At 38.3% G+C, this 18,270-nt stretch carries 10 protein-coding genes and 2 pseudogenes; 2 read left to right on the top strand and 10 right to left on the bottom strand.

The features are described from left to right. The first annotated feature begins 47 nt into the window (after nucleotides 1-47). On the top strand, nucleotides 48-854 hold the full coding sequence (locus tag QN089_RS02595) for a Cof-type HAD-IIB family hydrolase (protein ID WP_087682338.1): 807 nt from the start codon (nucleotides 48-50) through the stop codon (nucleotides 852-854). A 24-nt stretch (nucleotides 855-878) separates the two neighbouring features. Further along, nucleotides 879-1,742 carry a DegV family protein gene (locus QN089_RS02590; protein WP_285215908.1) on the top strand — a complete coding sequence of 288 codons (864 nt, stop codon included), beginning with the start codon at nucleotides 879-881 and terminating at the stop codon, nucleotides 1,740-1,742. A 67-nt stretch (nucleotides 1,743-1,809) separates the two neighbouring features. On the opposite strand, the gene QN089_RS02585 is transcribed toward QN089_RS02590, so the two are convergent. The 10 genes and pseudogenes from QN089_RS02585 to QN089_RS02540 all read right to left on the bottom strand — a co-directional run bounded on the left by QN089_RS02585 (nucleotide 1,810) and on the right by QN089_RS02540 (nucleotide 18,217). Then, nucleotides 1,810-3,252, bottom strand: a complete 1,443-nt coding sequence (locus tag QN089_RS02585) for an alpha-amylase family glycosyl hydrolase (protein WP_285215907.1) — start codon at nucleotides 3,250-3,252, stop codon at nucleotides 1,810-1,812. Between the two features lie 112 nt (nucleotides 3,253-3,364). Then, the gene (locus tag QN089_RS02580; RefSeq protein WP_068455470.1) at nucleotides 3,365-3,742 is read right to left on the bottom strand and encodes a YisL family protein; all 378 of its coding nucleotides are present in this window, start codon (nucleotides 3,740-3,742) and stop codon (nucleotides 3,365-3,367) included. Between the two features lie 585 nt (nucleotides 3,743-4,327). After that, nucleotides 4,328-5,230: a fumarylacetoacetate hydrolase family protein gene (locus QN089_RS02575; RefSeq protein ID WP_068455475.1), complete on the bottom strand. Its 903-nt coding sequence runs from the start codon at nucleotides 5,228-5,230 to the stop codon at nucleotides 4,328-4,330. Between the two features lie 57 nt (nucleotides 5,231-5,287). Next, nucleotides 5,288-6,448, bottom strand: coding sequence for a DUF418 domain-containing protein (locus QN089_RS02570; RefSeq protein ID WP_285216408.1), 1,161 nt, complete (start codon nucleotides 6,446-6,448; stop codon nucleotides 5,288-5,290). A gap of 16 nt (nucleotides 6,449-6,464) precedes the next feature. Continuing rightward, nucleotides 6,465-8,810 (bottom strand): annotated as a pseudogene (gene addA / locus QN089_RS02565) (helicase-exonuclease AddAB subunit AddA); the annotation flags it as partial. A 112-nt stretch (nucleotides 8,811-8,922) separates the two neighbouring features. Next, nucleotides 8,923-10,740 carry a group II intron reverse transcriptase/maturase gene (ltrA, locus tag QN089_RS02560; protein ID WP_068455483.1) on the bottom strand — a complete coding sequence of 606 codons (1,818 nt, stop codon included), beginning with the start codon at nucleotides 10,738-10,740 and terminating at the stop codon, nucleotides 8,923-8,925. A 594-nt stretch (nucleotides 10,741-11,334) separates the two neighbouring features. Beyond that, nucleotides 11,335-12,666, bottom strand: a pseudogene (locus tag QN089_RS02555) (UvrD-helicase domain-containing protein); the annotation flags it as partial. Continuing rightward, on the bottom strand, nucleotides 12,653-16,168 hold the full coding sequence (gene addB, locus QN089_RS02550) for a helicase-exonuclease AddAB subunit AddB (RefSeq protein WP_285215905.1): 3,516 nt from the start codon (nucleotides 16,166-16,168) through the stop codon (nucleotides 12,653-12,655). The pseudogene QN089_RS02555 and the gene addB, both read right to left, overlap by 14 nt. A 124-nt stretch (nucleotides 16,169-16,292) precedes the next feature. Next, on the bottom strand, nucleotides 16,293-16,919 hold the full coding sequence (locus tag QN089_RS02545; protein ID WP_068455492.1) for a TVP38/TMEM64 family protein: 627 nt from the start codon (nucleotides 16,917-16,919) through the stop codon (nucleotides 16,293-16,295). 128 nt (nucleotides 16,920-17,047) lie between these two features. After that, nucleotides 17,048-18,217, bottom strand: coding sequence for a PDZ domain-containing protein (locus tag QN089_RS02540; RefSeq protein ID WP_285215904.1), 1,170 nt, complete (start codon nucleotides 18,215-18,217; stop codon nucleotides 17,048-17,050). Between the last annotated feature and the right edge of the window lie 53 nt (nucleotides 18,218-18,270).

Below are 18,270 nucleotides of genomic sequence, written 5' to 3'. Positions count from 1 at the left end.
CGGTGTATAAGGGTAAAATTACGGGATAGAGAGGAGTTTTGCGATTCATGAAGCCTCATTTAATTGTGCTTGATTTAGACGGCACATTATTAACGGATGAAAAAGTGATATCACCTACAACAAAAGAAACAATCTTGCAAGCAAAGTCAGTAGGACATCAAGTAATGATTGCAACTGGACGACCTTTTCGCGCCAGCAAACATATTTATGAAGAACTAGGACTACATACACCAATCGTTAATTTCAACGGTGCATACATTCATCAACCTCATCACACACAGTTTAAAACACAACATAATCCGATTCAATTACATACTGCAACGGATATTGTGGAATCTCTTCACGAATACCGTCTTGCCAATGTCATTGCGGAAGTGATGGATGATGTTTATGTTGAACAGCAAGACGACCCACTTCTTGCGATTTTAGGAATGGGTAATCCACGTATGACATATGGCAAAATTAAAGAGCATCTAAAAGATGATCCAACAAGTTTATTACTTCATGCGAGTGACCAAGAAGTTGCGATCATTCGTGAATTTTTAGAACATACAAAAGCAGAAGTAATCGACCATCGTCGTTGGGGAGACCCGTACCATGTAATCGAAATCGTGCGCAGCGGTATTCATAAAGCCATTGGTTTAGAGGTCGTTTCAAAGCATTTACAAATTCCAAAAGAACGTATTATTGCATTTGGTGATGAGGATAATGATTTAGAGATGCTTGAATATGCCGGTCTTGGCGTGGCAATGGGCAATGCGATTGGCGATGTAAAAAATATTGCAAATGAGATTACGGACAGTAACAACGAAGACGGAATCGCGCGTATTTTACGTGAACGTCTAAAACTCTAAATGAATTATAGGAGGTGTAAGCACATGAAACTATTTGCAGATAGCGCATGTGATTTACCACAATCTTTTTATGTAGATAATAATGTACATCTATTTCCACTACGTGTTGAACTAGATGGCAAAGAATTCGACGATGTCATTGGCATTGATGTACAAAAAGTATATGACGAAATTCGAAATGGCAAATCGCCAAAAACCTCTCAAGTATCACCTGAAGTATTTTTGCATGCTTTTGAAGAACTTGCAAAATCAGGCGAGGAAGGTTTATATATCGCATTCTCTTCTGAACTTTCAGGTACATACAACACTGCTCGCATGATGCGTGAACAGGTGCTTGAAAACTATCCTGATTTAAAACTCGAAATTATTGATTCAAAATGTGCATCACTTGGTTATGGTATGGTCGTAAAAGAAGCGGTTCGTGTACGCGATCACGCATACTCATTTGAAGATGTTGTAGCACGTACACGATTCCAAGCAGAACATATGGAACATTTATTTACTGTAGAAGACTTAGATTTTCTTGCTAAAGGCGGACGTGTTTCTAAAACAAGTGCTTTCATCGGTGGATTATTAAGCATTAAACCACTCCTTCACGTAGAAGATGGAAAACTAATTCCAATCGAGAAAATGCGTGGTCGTAAAAAAGTGTTTAAGCGTATTTTAGACGTAATGGAAGAACGTGGTGAAACACTATCTAAACAAGTCATTGCAATTAGTCATGGTGACGACCTAGCAGCTGCACAGGAAATGAAGGAAATGATTATCGAACGCTTCCACCCTGTCGCTGTTGAGTTACATGTGATTGGTTCGACTATCGCATGTCATGCAGGCCCTGGAACAATCGCTGTCTTTTTCTTAAACGAATTATATCCTGAAGCTCTATAAATCAAAAATCGGTTGAGACCTATGTGTTATAAACACATTAGATCTCAACCTTTTTTAAAGAGGTACACTATATTCCTTCCCCCTTCTTTTTTCGCACAACACCAATCACAATCTTAATCATAAGCAATACAAATAGTGTCCCTACAACCGCCAGTGATAGATACGGAAAATCCACACTTTTTCTTGGCTGGATTTCAAAAATTTCTGCCTGTTCACGATCTAATGCGACACGATACTTTTGATTAGGACTCGCATAGACTCTTTCTCCATCTAATAAACTTACCAATTCTCGATTCTTCCCAATCGCCTTTTCAGAAAGGTTCATTTGCTGTGTCTGATCTGTATTATTAACAACTACGAGCCATTTCTTTTTATCATCATATCGTTCGTAAGCGACAAAACCATCTTGATGATTTAATAATTTGAATGAACCATTTCGCAAGGCTGGATTATCTGAACGAATTTTTTGAAGCTTTCTGATGTAATCTGTTAGCTCATTATTTTCTTTAAATTCCATCATACCAAGTGTATCAGGTGGATTTTTTCCACTCATTTCATTTTCAGTACCATACATCATAATGGGCGTCCCTGGTAAAGTAAATAAGGTCGTTAGCGCCAATTTCAACTGTGGACTCGATTCACCTTTCGATATTTTGGTATGTTCTGAAAAACGTGTATTATTCACATCATCAATCATGAGTAGACGTGGATTAACTTCACGATCTTCTCGAATATTTTTCACAACCGATGTAGCAGTTGCATTCGGTTTTTTAAAGACTTCCTGAAAAGCCTTCATCTTTCCTACATCATAATCCACATCAAAATTCGCATCTGAGTCATCATCAGATAGGACGACTAAGTCAGGATTACTTGCTTTTAAAATCAGCATTAAATCATTTAAAAAAGTTGGATCTACACCTTGTATCCCTGTAAGTCGAATACCATCCACTTGATTATGATAAGCATAATCTGCTGCAGCTTTCATCAAAGCTTTTTTCACTTGTTTATTTTCTAAATTCCAATTAACCGTTCCCTTTTCAGTCGCGGGCTTCGCCCAATTCGCTTTTTCACCTTTTGGAATCAATACATTCTTTTCACTCACACCATTAATCGGAAAATCAGCAATCACTTTGATTTGCTCTTTATTTAAGGCTTCACGCATCTTTTGATAATCTGCTTCTGTCCCAAAGTAAGGCTGTAGTTGACCATAATCCACTACCTTTTTTCCGCGATAGTCTTCTGCTTTTGCTAGGCTTCCGAGTGAAATATATGAAAAACGCAATTTTTTAAAATAACTTGCCTTCGTTCGAACTCCTTCAAAATCGCCACCCATAAAAGGCTCTTTTAAGTTTGTCGGTCCATTATTTGCTGGATTTCCATCCACAAAACGATCAACAATAATGTCATAAATACTCTCATCGTGCATGTCCTGCTTAGCTTTTACAAAAAAGGTAGGCGAAATTAAAAAGAGTAAACATAACGACAAGATGAAAGAACTTATTTTTTTCATCTATCCTTTGCCACCTTTCATAGTCTATTCACTCTTATCCTTTACCCCCTTTAACGAAAAAAAGTAGTACAAACCATAAATTCGGTCTGTACTACTTTTTATAGATGGTTTTTTAGAAGAACTGGAAGCCCATTGGCAATTTGAAGCCTAGTACAAGTACAACGATTAAGCAGATAATAAAACCTGCCCACATACCACCAGTCGATTTACCTTTATTGCTGCGAACTAATACTAATTCCATAAAGGCGATTACACCTAAACCGAATAATAGTTTAAATCCGTACAACATACCCTGACCGTAATCAAGCGCTGTAATGAATAAAGCAACACCTGTTGCGATAATCAAAATATAGAATAGACGTAAAATCATATGTGTAATTTTGCGCCCTTTTGAACCTTTTTGCATACTAACTGCAACAAAGAATAAAATTAGTGCTACAACCCATGTCGTAATATGCAAATGAGTTTGTGAACCTAAAAATTCAAGCATGTTTTTCACCTCGTATAATTGTCATATTTCTTTTTCATGTTACCAAAGAGATGCAGACTATACAAACAAAAATACCCACAGAAAACGAATATAGGAAGAAGATACAAAAACATCGTTCTAAATAGCATAGATGCACAAATGCTACTTCTACTGTTCCCTTATTCAGCTAAAAGTTAACTGAGTAAAAAAGGAATTCTTATTGCTTAGGTTAGGACATTCGGGCAGCGAAACGGGCCATTGGTGGAAGTGTTCGGGCCTCTCATTACTTGGTTCGGGGCATTCGCTCGTCCAATCGGGTCACTCGAGGGCGAAAATGGGTCACTCGACCAAACAACCTAAGTTGCTCCCTCTCCGCACTTTCTTCAAGGCTTTTGAGTAATAGAAGAGGACTTGAATTGACTACGCTAGTGTGAATTCGAACATTCGCTTGTCGAAACGGGGCATTGATGGAAGTGTTCGGGCCACTCGTTCCTCGATTCGGGACATTCGCTCGTCCAATCGGGTCACTCGAGGGCGAAAATGGGTCACCCGACCAAATAACAAAAAAATCTCGACAGCCGAGGCATGTCGAGATTGAATAATATCTTATTCGAAACGGTTTACTAATGTACCGATTCCTTCGATTGATACTTTTACTGTATCGCCTGCTTTTAAATACGTTGGTGGAGTCATACCTTTACCAACTCCTGCTGGCGTACCTGTTAAAATCACATCACCTGGTTCCAATGTTACCATGCTTGAGATTTTTACAATCAAATCTTCAACAGTATGCATCATGTCACGTGTTGTACCATTTTGACGTACTTCATCGTTGACTTTTGTAACTACTGTTAGATTTTGTGGATTTGGAATTTCATCTTTCGTTACTAAATAAGGTCCCATTGGGCAAGACTCATCTAGACTTTTTGCTAAGAAGAATTGTTTATGACGTTCTTGTAAATCACGTGCTGTAATATCATTTGCAATCGTATAACCAAATACGTAGTCAAATGCTAAAACTGCTGGAATGTTCTTCCCTTTTTTTCCGATTACAACTGCTAATTCACCTTCGTAATCAAGTGAATCTGTTACATCTGCATGAACAGAAATTGTTTGCTCATCGGCAGCAATAGCTGTTGGTGCTTTTGTGAATACAACTAAATCTTCTGGTGCATGATCAGCGCCCATCTCTTTTGCATGCTCATCATAGTTTTTCCCTACGCAAATAATATTCTTTGTCGTACGTGGAATTGGTGCAAGCCATTCGATGTTTGTAAATGCATGTTTGAAAATAGCTGGATTTGGAGATTGTTCAGCCGCCTCTACTAATTTTCGCATTTGCTCTACAAATTCAAAACCATAAGTCATACCTTCAACAATTGTTTCAGAAAACGAAGGTAAGACATTTAACGATTTTTGAATTGCTAGTACATCCCAAACTGCTTCTTCTCTTTTTACTTTCGGACCAAATCCGATTTCATTGTTGTAACGAAATGATAAAATTTTCATGAATAGTGGCACTCCTTCTTTTTTTACAATAATACCTTATTTTCTATTAAATTTCCTCTATTTTTCAAATCTCTTTCCATACGTGACACTTTTCCAAAGCGCTTCTACAGGACCTTGTTTAAAGTACTTGAACCAAATCATTGAAAAAACGAGCTGAATCGCATAAATTGCGAGTGCAATATAGAATAAGTGTAACAGACTTAACTTGCCATACAAACCAAAACCAAAGCCATAAAATAAAATACTTTGGATAACAGATTGCATTAAGTAAGTTGTTAATGACATACGACCTGCTGCTTGAATCGGTTTTGTAATGATTTGCACCCACGGAATGAGTCCAAGAAGTACAATTAATGATACATAGCCTACCGTTAAAATCGGCGCCCCGATCACTTGACCAATACCTTCATAAAAAATTGAAGTAGGTTCATGGTAAATGAGATTTTTTAAATAGAGTCCGAGTGATAGCCCTATAATACATAAGACGAACCAAAGCTTCTTAAGTTCTCCTGCTCGTTCAATTAAACGCCACTGGCTTGCGGCAGCACCAACAAGCATGAATGGGAGGATTGTAAAGAATGCTGAAATCCACATCATAATTGAATATTGTAAAGATAAATCATTTAGACGTTGGAAAAAGATTTCGATAACTCCACCATAACGATAAGCCTCAATCGACTGTGCCACACCTGCTACATCTGTGTATTCAGATGGGTCTGTAATAAATTGACTTGAAATATAAAATAGAACGGTTACTGTCAAACTGCAAATACCGAATAAAATAGTCGCAATAAGTAGTTGGAAAATCGGTCTTAACTTTAATAAAAATAATAAACCAAAACCAAGTACAGCATAGGTTGTCAAAATATCACCATACCAGATGAAAAAAGCGTGTAATAAACCAATCAATAATAGGAAGCTTAGCCGCTTAGAACCATAACCAATGAATGATTCACCAAGTTCCTTTGATTTGTTCATTTGCATCTGTAAACCATACCCGAATAAACCTGCAAATAAAGGGTAAAAACTTCCTTGTACAAAAATCGTTAAGTATTTTTCTATCTGTAAATCAGTTGGATGTTCTAAAAACTCACGTAGTGATACATAGTTTACAGGGAAATTAAACGCCAATAAATTGACGAGTAAAATCCCAAATAAGCTAAGTCCTCTTAATAAATCTAATGTGCCAATACGCTGTTTCGTTGGTGCAAGTTGCATCAACTTCTATCTCCTCCTATACGTCAAACCCATGATGTGCAGCGAATGCATAAATCATCGCACGCGTAATTTGAATATCTAAAATTTCTTCAACAGCTTGCTTATATGTGTGTAACTGAATCGAATAGCGTCGACGTAATTCAGCTTCTAACCCTTCTGTTGTTTGCATTGTCGCTGTGAGTCGGTCCGTCTTGTAATCGAGCAGTACCCATTCACCAGAAGTCGTTTGATATAAGCAGTCAATAATCCCTTGTACAATCTGTGCATCTCCGTCTTCATCAACAATCGCACGTGTGAATGGTAATTCCCTTTTTAAAATAGGCGCTGACTTAAACTCCTGTCCAGTTGGACTCGCAAAGAACGTCAGCAGGTCTTGTGGTTCAACAACTTGTGCTTCTTCCTTTGTTAAGAGCTGGCGTTTTACAAGTGTCTGCAAAAAGACTTCAATTTCTTCTACTGTTTCAAAACCTTGTTGTGGTACATGTTCCATCACTGCATGGACAGCAGTTCCTTTTTCAGTTCCACTCATATTCGTCTGTTCTTGCATGAATTTTAGTCGTGGACCTTGCGTCACTTCCACCTTCTCTTTCACTGGTTCAAAAATCATCTCTGGTTCTGCCTGATCTTCTAACAACTTCAATCGCTTCATTTCTGAAACAGATGTTTTCGATTTTTTACGCGTCGATGTTTCAAATGGATAGCGATAGTCCAGACGTTGATGAATAAGCGTAGAGAAAAATTGATTTTCTTCCGTTACAGGTTTTGGCAATACTTCATGTTCTTCTACTGCAACCGTCATATCCTGACAATCGACAATCTCTATTTTAAATCGTGAATGGTCGGGTGATGCTGTACGTTCCATTTCTTCGACATCGGCTAAATAATCAGGATGCCTTGCAATCGCTGGACCAATCCAATCAAAATAATTACTCGCTTTTGCACGCTGATGTTCTGGGAGTGGGTCACCAAGTGCTAATAGCTGCGCATCTTGCCACTTCTCTTGCGCACTCGCCCACTCTTTTACTGAACCTACTAAATAGAGTTTTTCTTTTGCACGCGTCATCGCTACATATAGGACACGCATTTCCTCTGCTTTCATTTCTAGCATTTTTTTCTCTTTCATCGCTAAATAAGGTAGTGATGTATATTCAATTCTTTTTTCAGGGTCAATCATTTTAACCGCTAATCCAAACACAGGGTCAAATAGATAGGATTGATTGAAGTCCATACGGTTGAATGGTCGTCCCATTCCTGCAGCGAATACATATGGGAACTCTAAACCTTTTGACGAGTGAATGGTCATAATACGTACGACATTTTCGGATTGTCCAATCGCTTTCGCTGTTCCTAAATCATCGCCTCTCAAGCGCATACGGTCGATAAAACGAAGGAAACGAAATAACCCACGAAATGCCGTTTTTTCATAAGCAATTGCTCGATCATGTAAGGCACGAAGATTCGCTTGACGTTGTTTACCATTCGCCATCGCACCAACCATCTCATAATAATTCGTATCAAGATATACTTTCCAAATTAAGTCCGCTAACGAACCTCGACGTGCTAAATTACGCCAATCTTCAAGTAATAATAAGAAGCGCTGTAGCTTCTCTGCTGCCTCTGTACGCATCGCCTGCCCTTGCCCAACAAAAGACTTCAGTGCATCATAAAACGACGCTTTACGGTCTGCTAGACGGATTTCAGCTAGTTCATTTTCAGTTAGACCGATAAAAGGCGCACGTAATACAGAAGCTAGCGGAATATCTTGGTATGGATTATCAATTACTCTTAAAGTATTCATCATGACCATCACTTCAATTGCATCGAAGTAACCACGTGATAATTCAGCATATAACGGTATTCCTGCTAACTTAAATTCCTCCACAAAATCGGCAGACCATGTCATTGAACGCATTAAAATAACTATGTCACTATATTCAATTGGACGACTGACAGGATTACCATGCTCGTCTTTTTTGAAGGCATCATAAACTAACTGTTCACGATTCATTAATTGTTGAATTTGCGAGATGATATAGCGTGCTTCTCGTTGTGAAGTACGTAATTCCTCAATCTCTTCATCCACTTCTTCCTCTTCTGTCGCATGCAGTACAGCGACCGTAATCGGCGTATCTTGTGCTGGATAAGGAGCTGCAGGTTTTAAACTCGCAGCTTCGTCATAATCAATCTCGCCAACCTTTTCACCCATGATTTGCTTGAAGATATAGTTCGTACCATCTAACACTTCATGCCGGCTTCGGAAGTTCGCATTCAAATCAATTTTCATACCTGTATCCGTCGGTTCGTCTTGATATTGTAGATACTTATTTAAAAATAGCGTTGGTTCAGCGAGTCGGAATCGATAGTAGAGTAGGAACCCAGCGCCTTGCTACATTGCCGTAGTAGGTTTCCAGAGAACCCCTCCCCGAACCGTACGTACTCCTCTCAGAGTATACGGCTCTCCACTTATAACAAACCTATCGTTGTTTATGAATTTCTTTATGACATTTTATACATACAACTAGTGTTTTACGTTGCTTGGCGAGCATTGTCCATTCCCAGTATTCTTTACCTTTTAAGTTCTTAATTTTATTCACATGATGAATTTCGAACTTCGTATCTGGGTGGTTATCTCCACATAATTCGCATTGTTTTGCACTTAGTCGTTTTTCTAAATCATTTCTGCCTTGATATACATACAAATTTGGTAGTTGGTCCATTTCTGATTGAAAGATTTCTTTCTTTTTTTCAAAACCATCTTTATAAAAGTAAGCTATTCTCTCACCTTGCTTTGTTTCATACTTTACGCCCCAGTACTTACCTTGCTTAAACTTAACCTTCATTTTTGATACTGTGGATTTATATTTATTCGCAAGTGTTTTCAGACAGCTATATTCCATTACATAACGCAGTTGCCACATTTTTCGATTTACATTTTCAGCTAAAGCATAATAATTATAAATCCCTCGTAATTCCGCATTATATGTTTCGATGATTTCTAAATCAGATAAACCGACAAGTCTTGGCCGATGCAACATATCCCATTGCTTGGCATCAATATCTTTAACCATTTTATTTTTGACAATTACTTTTTCAATCGTCCCTTTTGGAATACGTAGTTGTACATATCCTCTATATTTACGTTTTTTCACACCGTTTTTATCCTTTGCCACACTTAAATCATGGCTAATTGAGATATCGTAGCTTAAAAATCTTGCAAATTTTGTACTATGTGTAATGAGTGTTTTTTCTTCCGATAGTTCTAATTGCAAACGGTCTTTCAAAAACTCTTTCATTGCTTGTTTTAAACGTTCACAATCCTCTTTACTACCATTTACACCGACTATAAAATCATCTGCATAACGCACGTATTCCATTGCTTTATACGTATCGGTATTTGGTTCATAGTACGGTAAATTAAGCAATATTTTCTTATTCGCCTTATATTCTTCAATCATCTGTTGTCGTAAATTTTCGTCTTCTGTCGTATTAATTTTTTTATGCAAACGCTGATTACGCATATCATATTTTCGATATTCCGTATTTCGTTTACGTCCTATTTTTGGCTCACCTAAATCAAATGAAGGTTTTAATTTATTTTCAACATATTCATCAAATTCATTTAAATAAATATTTGCGAGTAATGGACTAATGATACCGCCCTGTGGTGTCCCGCTATAAGTCTTTTGGAATCGCCAATCTTCCACGAATCCTGCTTTTAAGAATTTCCACATGAGACGAATAAATTTCTCGTCCTTAATATGTTTTCGCAAAATATTGATTAGTACTTGATGATTGATGTTATCGAAAAATCCTTTAATATCTCCTTCAATGAACCAATTGACGCCCGTAAAGGTTTTCTTTATTTCGACTAACGCTGTATGACAACTTCTTTTCGGTCTAAAACCATGAGAATGATTTGAAAATTTCGGCTCATAAATTGCTTCTATAATCATACGACATACTTCTTGTACTAAACGGTCTGTAAATGTAGGGATACCAAGTGGTCTTGTATCACCATTTTTCTTTGGGATATGAATACGACGTACAGGTTTGGGTTGATAACTTTCATCTTTTAAAGATTCTATAATCCCATGAATTTTTTCTTCACCAAATCCATCTGCCGTTTCTTCGTCGATACCTTTTGTTGCACTACCTTTGTTTTTGTATATCTTTGTATAGGCTTTTATATAAAAATCTTCGTTGTATAAATGTCTGTATAGACGGTCAAATTCAAAACCGTCCTTCATTGCTTGTTTCGATAGATTGTATAAGACAATTTCTGAACTTTGCATAGAGCATTTCGCTCCTTTCTTTATTGTTTTATACGTTATAAGCTGCTCCCCTTCGCCGTGTAATAGGTTTTCCCTATCTCGGACTACTACGGGAGCTCCGTTACCATATTGGATATTCAGTACCTTTGTACATAGCCTAATGGCATTCCAACTTAGGTAATCCCCATTTAGTATATTGTATACAGGCTCGATTCATTGTCGGAAGGAACGTTCATCCTTTTCTTCAATCTTGAAGTGTGTCTATTCTTTCATCAATCAGAAACTAGATTTCAGCCTCAATTTATAGCGTTCGTCCATGTTCAGTTGCATCCATTTAGTACACTGAACAGAATAGATTCTAGGTTTCAAACGGTTTCCTAGACGGTTAGACATGACCCCACTCGGACTATTCTTCAAGCAGTTTAGCCTTCTTCCTTATATGAATCTTTTATATCTCGCCATTCAGTCGTAGCCTTTCCGTTTAGGCTAACTTATGACTTGTACCGACATGCTACACTCTCTTTTTGGTTTCCCGCCAAGATAAGTCGGCTGATATATAAACCGTTTCTGTAGTTTATTCACCGCCAAATGGTGAAATATACAATACCCTTATGGGCGCACAATTGACTGTTTTACGTCCCCAACCATGAACAGATTACCGTCTGCTGCTTCGCCACGTTTAACTAATTGTAAGATGGTCTCTTGCAGTCGGTTTGTATCTTGATATTCATCGACTAAGACTTCTTCAAAACGAGCACGATAATCTAACGCAACTTCAGAAGGTTGTAAATCACCATCCGTTAAAATCGCCAATGCGAAATGCTCTAAATCTGAGAAGTCAATCAAACCCTTATCTGCTTTAACAGCCGCATAGCGTGTACTAAATTGCTTCGTTAAATCAACTAATGTCTCAATGAGTGGCTTCATCGCACTCATTTCTTCTAGTAGCTTTTCAGGTGGACGTGTGAAGTAAACCATTACAGAATCGTTGATGATTTTTTTAGCTTGTTCACGTTTCGCTTTTGCACGCTCTTTCATACCTTCATCGCATGTATCTTTCTTTTGTGAAGCAAGTCGTCCCCACTTGAATTGCGAGAAGTAAGCTTGCATCTCTGACCATGTACCTTCTGTTACAAGCGCGCGTGCTATCATTAATTGTTCTAAATCTTTTTCAGCCGTACTACCAAAAGCATCTGGACCATTCGGCTGAATCGCTAATTGACGGACTTCTTGCACTAATTGAATCGCCGCTTCCACTTGTAATAACAGTGATTGCTTAATAATTGCAGCAATCGGTAAGTCATCAATGTGTTGAATTCCTGTCACATCATATTGTTCTGGTAAACGGTCGAGCCAGTTAAACGGTTGCGGATTAACGCGAGACATCTCGTATAACTGCGCAATTAATAATTCCATCGCCTGATCATCGCGGTCAGATGTAAAAGCATCGACAAGACGATATATTTCTTGCTTATCTTCTTTTGCATAGGCTTCTTCTAATACTTCTGCCATGGTATCGTCACGTAGTAGTGCAGCTTCTGTATCATTCGCAATACGGAAACCTGGATCGATATCGAGGAGATAGTTATATTGACGAATAATATTTAAACAGAACGAATGAAGTGTCGAAATTTGTGCCTTATTCATTAAAGAAAGTTGGCGGCGTAAATGTTGAGATGATGGGTCTTCATCAATCGCCTCTTCCAAAGCTTTCGACATACGCTGACGCATTTCAGCGGCAGAAGCATTCGTAAAGGTTACAACGAGTAATTGATCGACGTCGATTGGGTTCGTTGTATCCAATACTTTTTCAATCATACGATTAATTAAGACAGCTGTTTTTCCTGAACCTGCTGCTGCGGATACAAGCGTATCTTGACCTTTTGCCCAAATGGCTTTCCACTGAGCATCTGTCCACGTAACACCCTCTGGTTTAGTTGGAATCATACGTTGTCGACTCCTTTCGAATTTTTTCAATCACGGTATCGTCTGATTCAGCGCGTAATGTGCGATATTGTTGTTGTGTATCTGTTGTATCAAACTGACAAACTGCTTTTTGCGGGCAGTAGTCACATGCTGTTTTTTGTTTTAAGCGATAAGGGCTAATTTTTGTGTCGCCTGCTAAAATTCCTTCGCCTGCTTCTTGGTGTTTCTTACGGACGAATGTGCGTAAATCTTCTAATTCTTCACGCTGAATAACAGAGGACATTCCTTTTGAAACAGAACCATCTTTTTTCAAATAGGCAGGAACGATTTGTGAGCGTCCGCCGACATCTTCTAATGTTTCATCCATTTCCAAAATGACATCTTCTGATTCCAGTAGTAAGCCACTCATTTTAAACTTCTTCAGCATTTCAGCTTCTGTTTCAACTTCATTCAGTACTGCCTCTTGCTTGAGCATCGGGTTGTGCATATGCACGTATAATACGCCACCTGGCTCTGCTTTTTCATCTAACCAATGCGTAGAATTTTCGACTGCAACATCTAAATACGTCAACATTTGAAGCGATAAACCATGATAGACATCATTCAAGTCGAGACGCTGAGATGAAGACTTGTAATCAATAATACGTAGGTAAGATTCGTCCCCTACTTTTGTGGCGTCAATGCGGTCGATTCGTCCGCGCAGCTTCATTTCATGCTGATTTGTTAATTCGATAACCATTGGCGGAATCGCTTCACCCGGTCCAAAAGCAGCCTCTACAGCGATTGGTTTGAATCCTGCATTTTTTGCATGGTGACGCATCGAAATCATCGTGCGTTCTACAATCATTGTGAGTTTACGTAAGATGTATTGATAGCGTGCTGTACTTAGTAAAATTTGATGGTAGAGTAGTGGCACGACGACTTGAACCGCGTCACGTGCGAGTTGTTTACACTGCTCGATGGAGAGTTCACGCCATTGAATATGTTCTTTCGCTGTTTCGTCTGAAATCCATTTGAGTGCCGCGTGGAATAAGTCACCGATTGTTGGTGGTTCTAAACGATATTCCGCACGTTCTTCTAAACGGAGACCGTATGTGGCGAAATGAGAGAAGGGACATTTAAAATATTTTTCAACGCGCGATACACTAGATGTAATCGTACGACCATATAGCTCCTCTGTAATCTGCTGTTCCAACGGTTCCGTTTTATTATGTGTATGTGTCGCATACATAAGACGTTCATAAATCGTTTGCCATGTTGGATCTTGTTCATAATAACTCTGTAATGCTTGCCATTCAGGTGATAATGGAACACCATCATGCTCACTTCGACGAATCTGCGCCATTAAATAAGCAAGTGCAGTTCTTGGATGTGAGATATACGCCCAGTCATCTTCAGATGTCAGTGCTTCATCTGGTGTCATAAAGATGATTTCTTCTGAGACACCTGTTAAATCTTGCAGACGTTTTATATATAAAGAAGGAAGTAATGATTTTCCTTCTTCATCACTCATTGCATAACTCACCACAAGCTTTTCAGAAGCAGCAGTTAGTGTACGATAAATGATTAAATCTTCTTCTAATAAACGCTCTTTAGAAGTAGGTGCAATCTCAGCGCCCAGTCTTGTAAACCATTCACGCTCAGAATCTGCAATCATTCCTTCGAAATCAATACGTGTTGGATAGACACCGTCATTCATACCGACAACATAGGCTACTTTAATATTCGAAAGACGTGCTAAATCTGCATTAACAACAGTTACTTGATCAACAGAAGGCGGAATACGCGCAAACTCTAACGTATCAAAGCCTTCATCTAATAAAGGAATGACTTCTTCAAGTGTCATCTCTTGATCTCCAAACATCGTCACAAACTGGTCGAGTAATTGAATGAAGCCATTCCAAGCTTGTTCATGCTCAGCTGCTTCAAATAATTTACCATGTTCTAGTTCATCTGTTTGAAGCGTCTGTAGCTTCGTATATACATGCAACTCTTCCATGAAGTTGAATAATGCTGCTGCGTAATCTTGTCCTACTTTTGCTTTTGTAAGTGCATCACTTAAACGTTTCATCGGTTCTAATAACAACTGACGCACTGCTTCAATTTCTGCTTGTATCGCTCGTTCTTCATCTGTTTGTGTTTTTTGATAAAATTCAAGGCCGCGATATTTTTTATAAATCCAACGTGCATCGTCAAACCAACGTTCACGATAGATGCCATTTGCGATGACGTAGTTCTCCATACGATCTGCACGCTCGCGCCAAATTGATTTATTTGCACCAACTGGGAAGAATAAATCGGTTTTCACTGCACGAAAGACAGGTTCATACATCCACCCTTTTTCAATTACTTCTAAAACAGAGCGACTTAACTCGATTAATGGATGATGAAGCATCGGTTTCTTTCGGCTGAGGAATACCGGTAAATCATACTCTTTAAAAATTGTTTCGATTAACGGATCATATACATCAGCTTGTCGATATAAGATGGCTACATCACGATAACGATGTGTTTCATCTTGTTGAATAAAATCACGAATATGACGTGCCACAGCATGAATTTCAGCTTTTCTAGTCGTCGCCGCATATACTTCAAGCCCACGATCTGCCTGTTCAGTCATCTGTTCTAATGGATAGTGATGTAGATTTTTCTCAATATAACGAAGCACATTCGATCGGAATCGTTTCGCTTCTTGTAAATAGATGGCTGGATTTATGACAACACCTAATGAAGATGCATCATCACGTAATTTTTGAGCGAGCAACGCTGGGCGGTGGAATAAAGCTTGAGGATCTTGTGTATCCCACTCTGAGTCATAAGGTAAGGCAATCGTTACATCTTTAGCATGAACTATTAACTTTAATACAAGTTCATATTCTCTCTTTGTAAATGTTTCAAAACCATCAATATAAATATGCGATTGCTGAATGAGTTGGCTTTGATCGACCGCTTCAATTAATAGTGGAACATACCCTTCCGAATCAATATACGCCTCTCCTAATTGCTCATCAATTGCCTGCATAATAAGTCGTAAATCATGCATTTTATCTTGTAAGGTTACAGGCGCATTTACTTGTTCAGCTAGTTGCTGCTGCAATCCTAGTAAAGTCGCATGATCTATATGATAATGACTAAATTCTTTTAAAACTGCTTCAATTTCTTCAGTGAATCCTCGTTTACTCGCAGATTTTTTAAATAGTTTTAAATCTGGTTGCAGTGTTTGCAATACATTTCGTACCAACATACGATAACCAAAGCCATTCACTTCTTGTCGGCTAATTCCACCCACTTCTGATAATACGCGCCATGCAAGTCGTTTAAATGTTGTAGCTTGCGCACGAATCATTCCTTTGATTCCACCTGCTGTTGTTAATTGATGTTCAGATGAGAAAGACATTTGGTCAGGCACAAGTAAAAAGAGTGGATTACCTGTCGGATTTTCTTTCAACTGTCGAATAATCTCTTGTTGTAGATACGTGGTTTTCCCACTTCCTGCACGACCATGTACAATCGTTAAAGCCATTTCATTTCCCTCCTTTTCTTCTTCCTTTATTGTACAAAAAATCCACAATGAAAACATAGATTCGCCTTTTTTTTATTTTGAAATAAAAAAGAGGACGAATTTCATCATTTCGCCCTCATAATATTTATAATTTTTCATGATCATCTTTTTGAAGTGAACGTAAATGCTCTTCCATTTTACGATTATTTCGTTTCTCTACATACTTTCCACCAACCCACATTAGCACAATGATAAGAACAACGACGACTGATTTCCAAGGTTTTGTAATTAGCGATTGTAAGTCAGCCCCAATCCAACTAATAACTAAAATCATAATGAATTTTGCACACATAATGGTAATAAGATAACTTTTTTTCTTCAAGTTTGAAAGTCCTGCTACCACATTGACGATGGCAGAAGGTGTAAATGGAAAACAAAGTAAAATGAATAGTGGCATGAATCCTTGAATTTCTACCCACTGAATTAATTTTTTTACACCTGTTCGGTCCGTAACAAAACGAAAATATTGACTGTGACCAAATTTACGAATTAATAAAAAGACGCAGTAAGAGCCAAGTACAGCTCCTCCCCATGAAAATAAAAAGCCTAACCACAAGCCATAAGCAGTAGCATTTGCAACAACGAATGCAGCTAGTGGCAAAAATGGTAAAAATGCTTCTATAAATGGTAATAAAATTGCACCGAATGTTCCAATAACGCGATGTTGTTCAGCTAATTGCTGAAATTGATCAATGCTCAACCAATCTGGCACAGTTGTTACCCCCTCTAAAACATACAACTCATTACTTAGTATACGATGTAACTAAGTAGAAAGTTTCTGACAAGCTATTGTTAATAAAATGAGGTGAAACGCATAAATTAGCGCTTCACCTCATACGTTTACTGTACGAGTAGTAAACCAATACGGAAATGATCGTGATGGAACACGATATGTTGACGTAGTCGAACTTCTCCGTCTGTATCTAATACTTCAATTTTACATTGCGCTGCGTTTTGTTGAAGTGCACGATATAACTCTTCTTCTGAATGCACAGATTCCCCGTTCACTTTACGAATCGTTTCACCAATTTGTAACCCCATCGCCTCAGCAGGTGAATTCGGTAAAATGGCAGCAATGACAACTCCTTCATTTTGTGGTGTCACTGCAAACTTACCTTTTCGTTCACTTAACCCGTAAATAACTGAAATGAGGATACGCCCAATGATTGCTACAAGAACACTTGCTAATCCTAAAATTGGATAGAAATAAGAGATAACCCCTTCAACGAACACTAAAGCTCCTAGTAAAACGATGGTACGCCCCATTTGTGGATAGAAGTACATCGGTAACATCTTACGTGCACGCTGTTGAAAACCAATGACGATGGGAAATAGAATAAACCCATATGTTTCACCGCCTAATGAAAAGACAGGCCAGTAGGACACAAAGCTTGTGATTGTATCTCCTGGAATGACAAGGAAAACTGGAAGAATCCACAATCTTTTTGAAAGGAATGTAACGGCCTTTAAGCCGCGAGCAGTTCGTTGTAATCGTGGTGAAGCCAAGTCTGCCCCGTACTTTTGCACAAGCATACCTTCAGCAATTAGTAGAATCCCTATTAATAAAGGGATACTTGAGAGCATACTTAACTTAAAATCACTTGCATTAATTGTAAAACCAAATAATGTGAAGCCCCAGTTTTGTGTAAATGTTACCCATAGAACTAAGAATGCAATTCCGAATGGATATACGACAGATGCTAGTTGATAATAAAAGCTCACGACGAAAAGAATCGATAACACGGTTACTAGCATGATATATTCCATCGGTAAGACAATCCCAACTAATAAACTAAATAGGGATACACAGAAAGCCGCAAGCCAGCCTTCACGTAATAAACGAATCGTTTCAGATAGTCCCCAATGAATACGAATTTTAAAAGATTGACGTTCACGAATGACACGACGATAACCTAATAAAACGGTGAAGATGATGGTTATATAAAGTAAGGGGTTCATAAATAGACGTAAAACGCCTTTTAATAATTCGACGATAATGTCCCAAAACACAGTTGTTCCCACCTCTAAAAGATTTATTTATACCCCATTATATTAAGAAATGG

Source organism: Kurthia sp. YJT4 (genome assembly GCF_030219945.1).
GTDB classification, from domain to species: domain Bacteria; phylum Bacillota; class Bacilli; order Bacillales_A; family Planococcaceae; genus Kurthia; species Kurthia gibsonii.
This window is presented reverse-complemented; position numbering and strand designations above follow the sequence as displayed.

Bases quoted from the DNA above. Each gene is read 5' to 3' on its own strand.
- QN089_RS02570 (WP_285216408.1), bottom strand. From the start codon at position 6,448: ATGCAACTTGCACCAACGAAACAGCGTATTGGCACATTAGATTTATTA.
- QN089_RS02590 (WP_285215908.1), top strand. From the start codon at position 879: ATGAAACTATTTGCAGATAGCGCATGTGATTTACCACAATCTTTTTAT.
- ltrA (WP_068455483.1), bottom strand. From the start codon at position 10,740: ATGCAAAGTTCAGAAATTGTCTTATACAATCTATCGAAACAAGCAATG.
- QN089_RS02585 (WP_285215907.1), bottom strand. From the start codon at position 3,252: ATGAAAAAAATAAGTTCTTTCATCTTGTCGTTATGTTTACTCTTTTTA.
- QN089_RS02575 (WP_068455475.1), bottom strand. From the start codon at position 5,230: ATGAAAATTTTATCATTTCGTTACAACAATGAAATCGGATTTGGTCCG.
- addB (WP_285215905.1), bottom strand. From the start codon at position 16,168: ATGGCTTTAACGATTGTACATGGTCGTGCAGGAAGTGGGAAAACCACG.
- QN089_RS02580 (WP_068455470.1), bottom strand. From the start codon at position 3,742: ATGCTTGAATTTTTAGGTTCACAAACTCATTTGCATATTACGACATGG.
- QN089_RS02595 (WP_087682338.1), top strand. From the start codon at position 48: ATGAAGCCTCATTTAATTGTGCTTGATTTAGACGGCACATTATTAACG.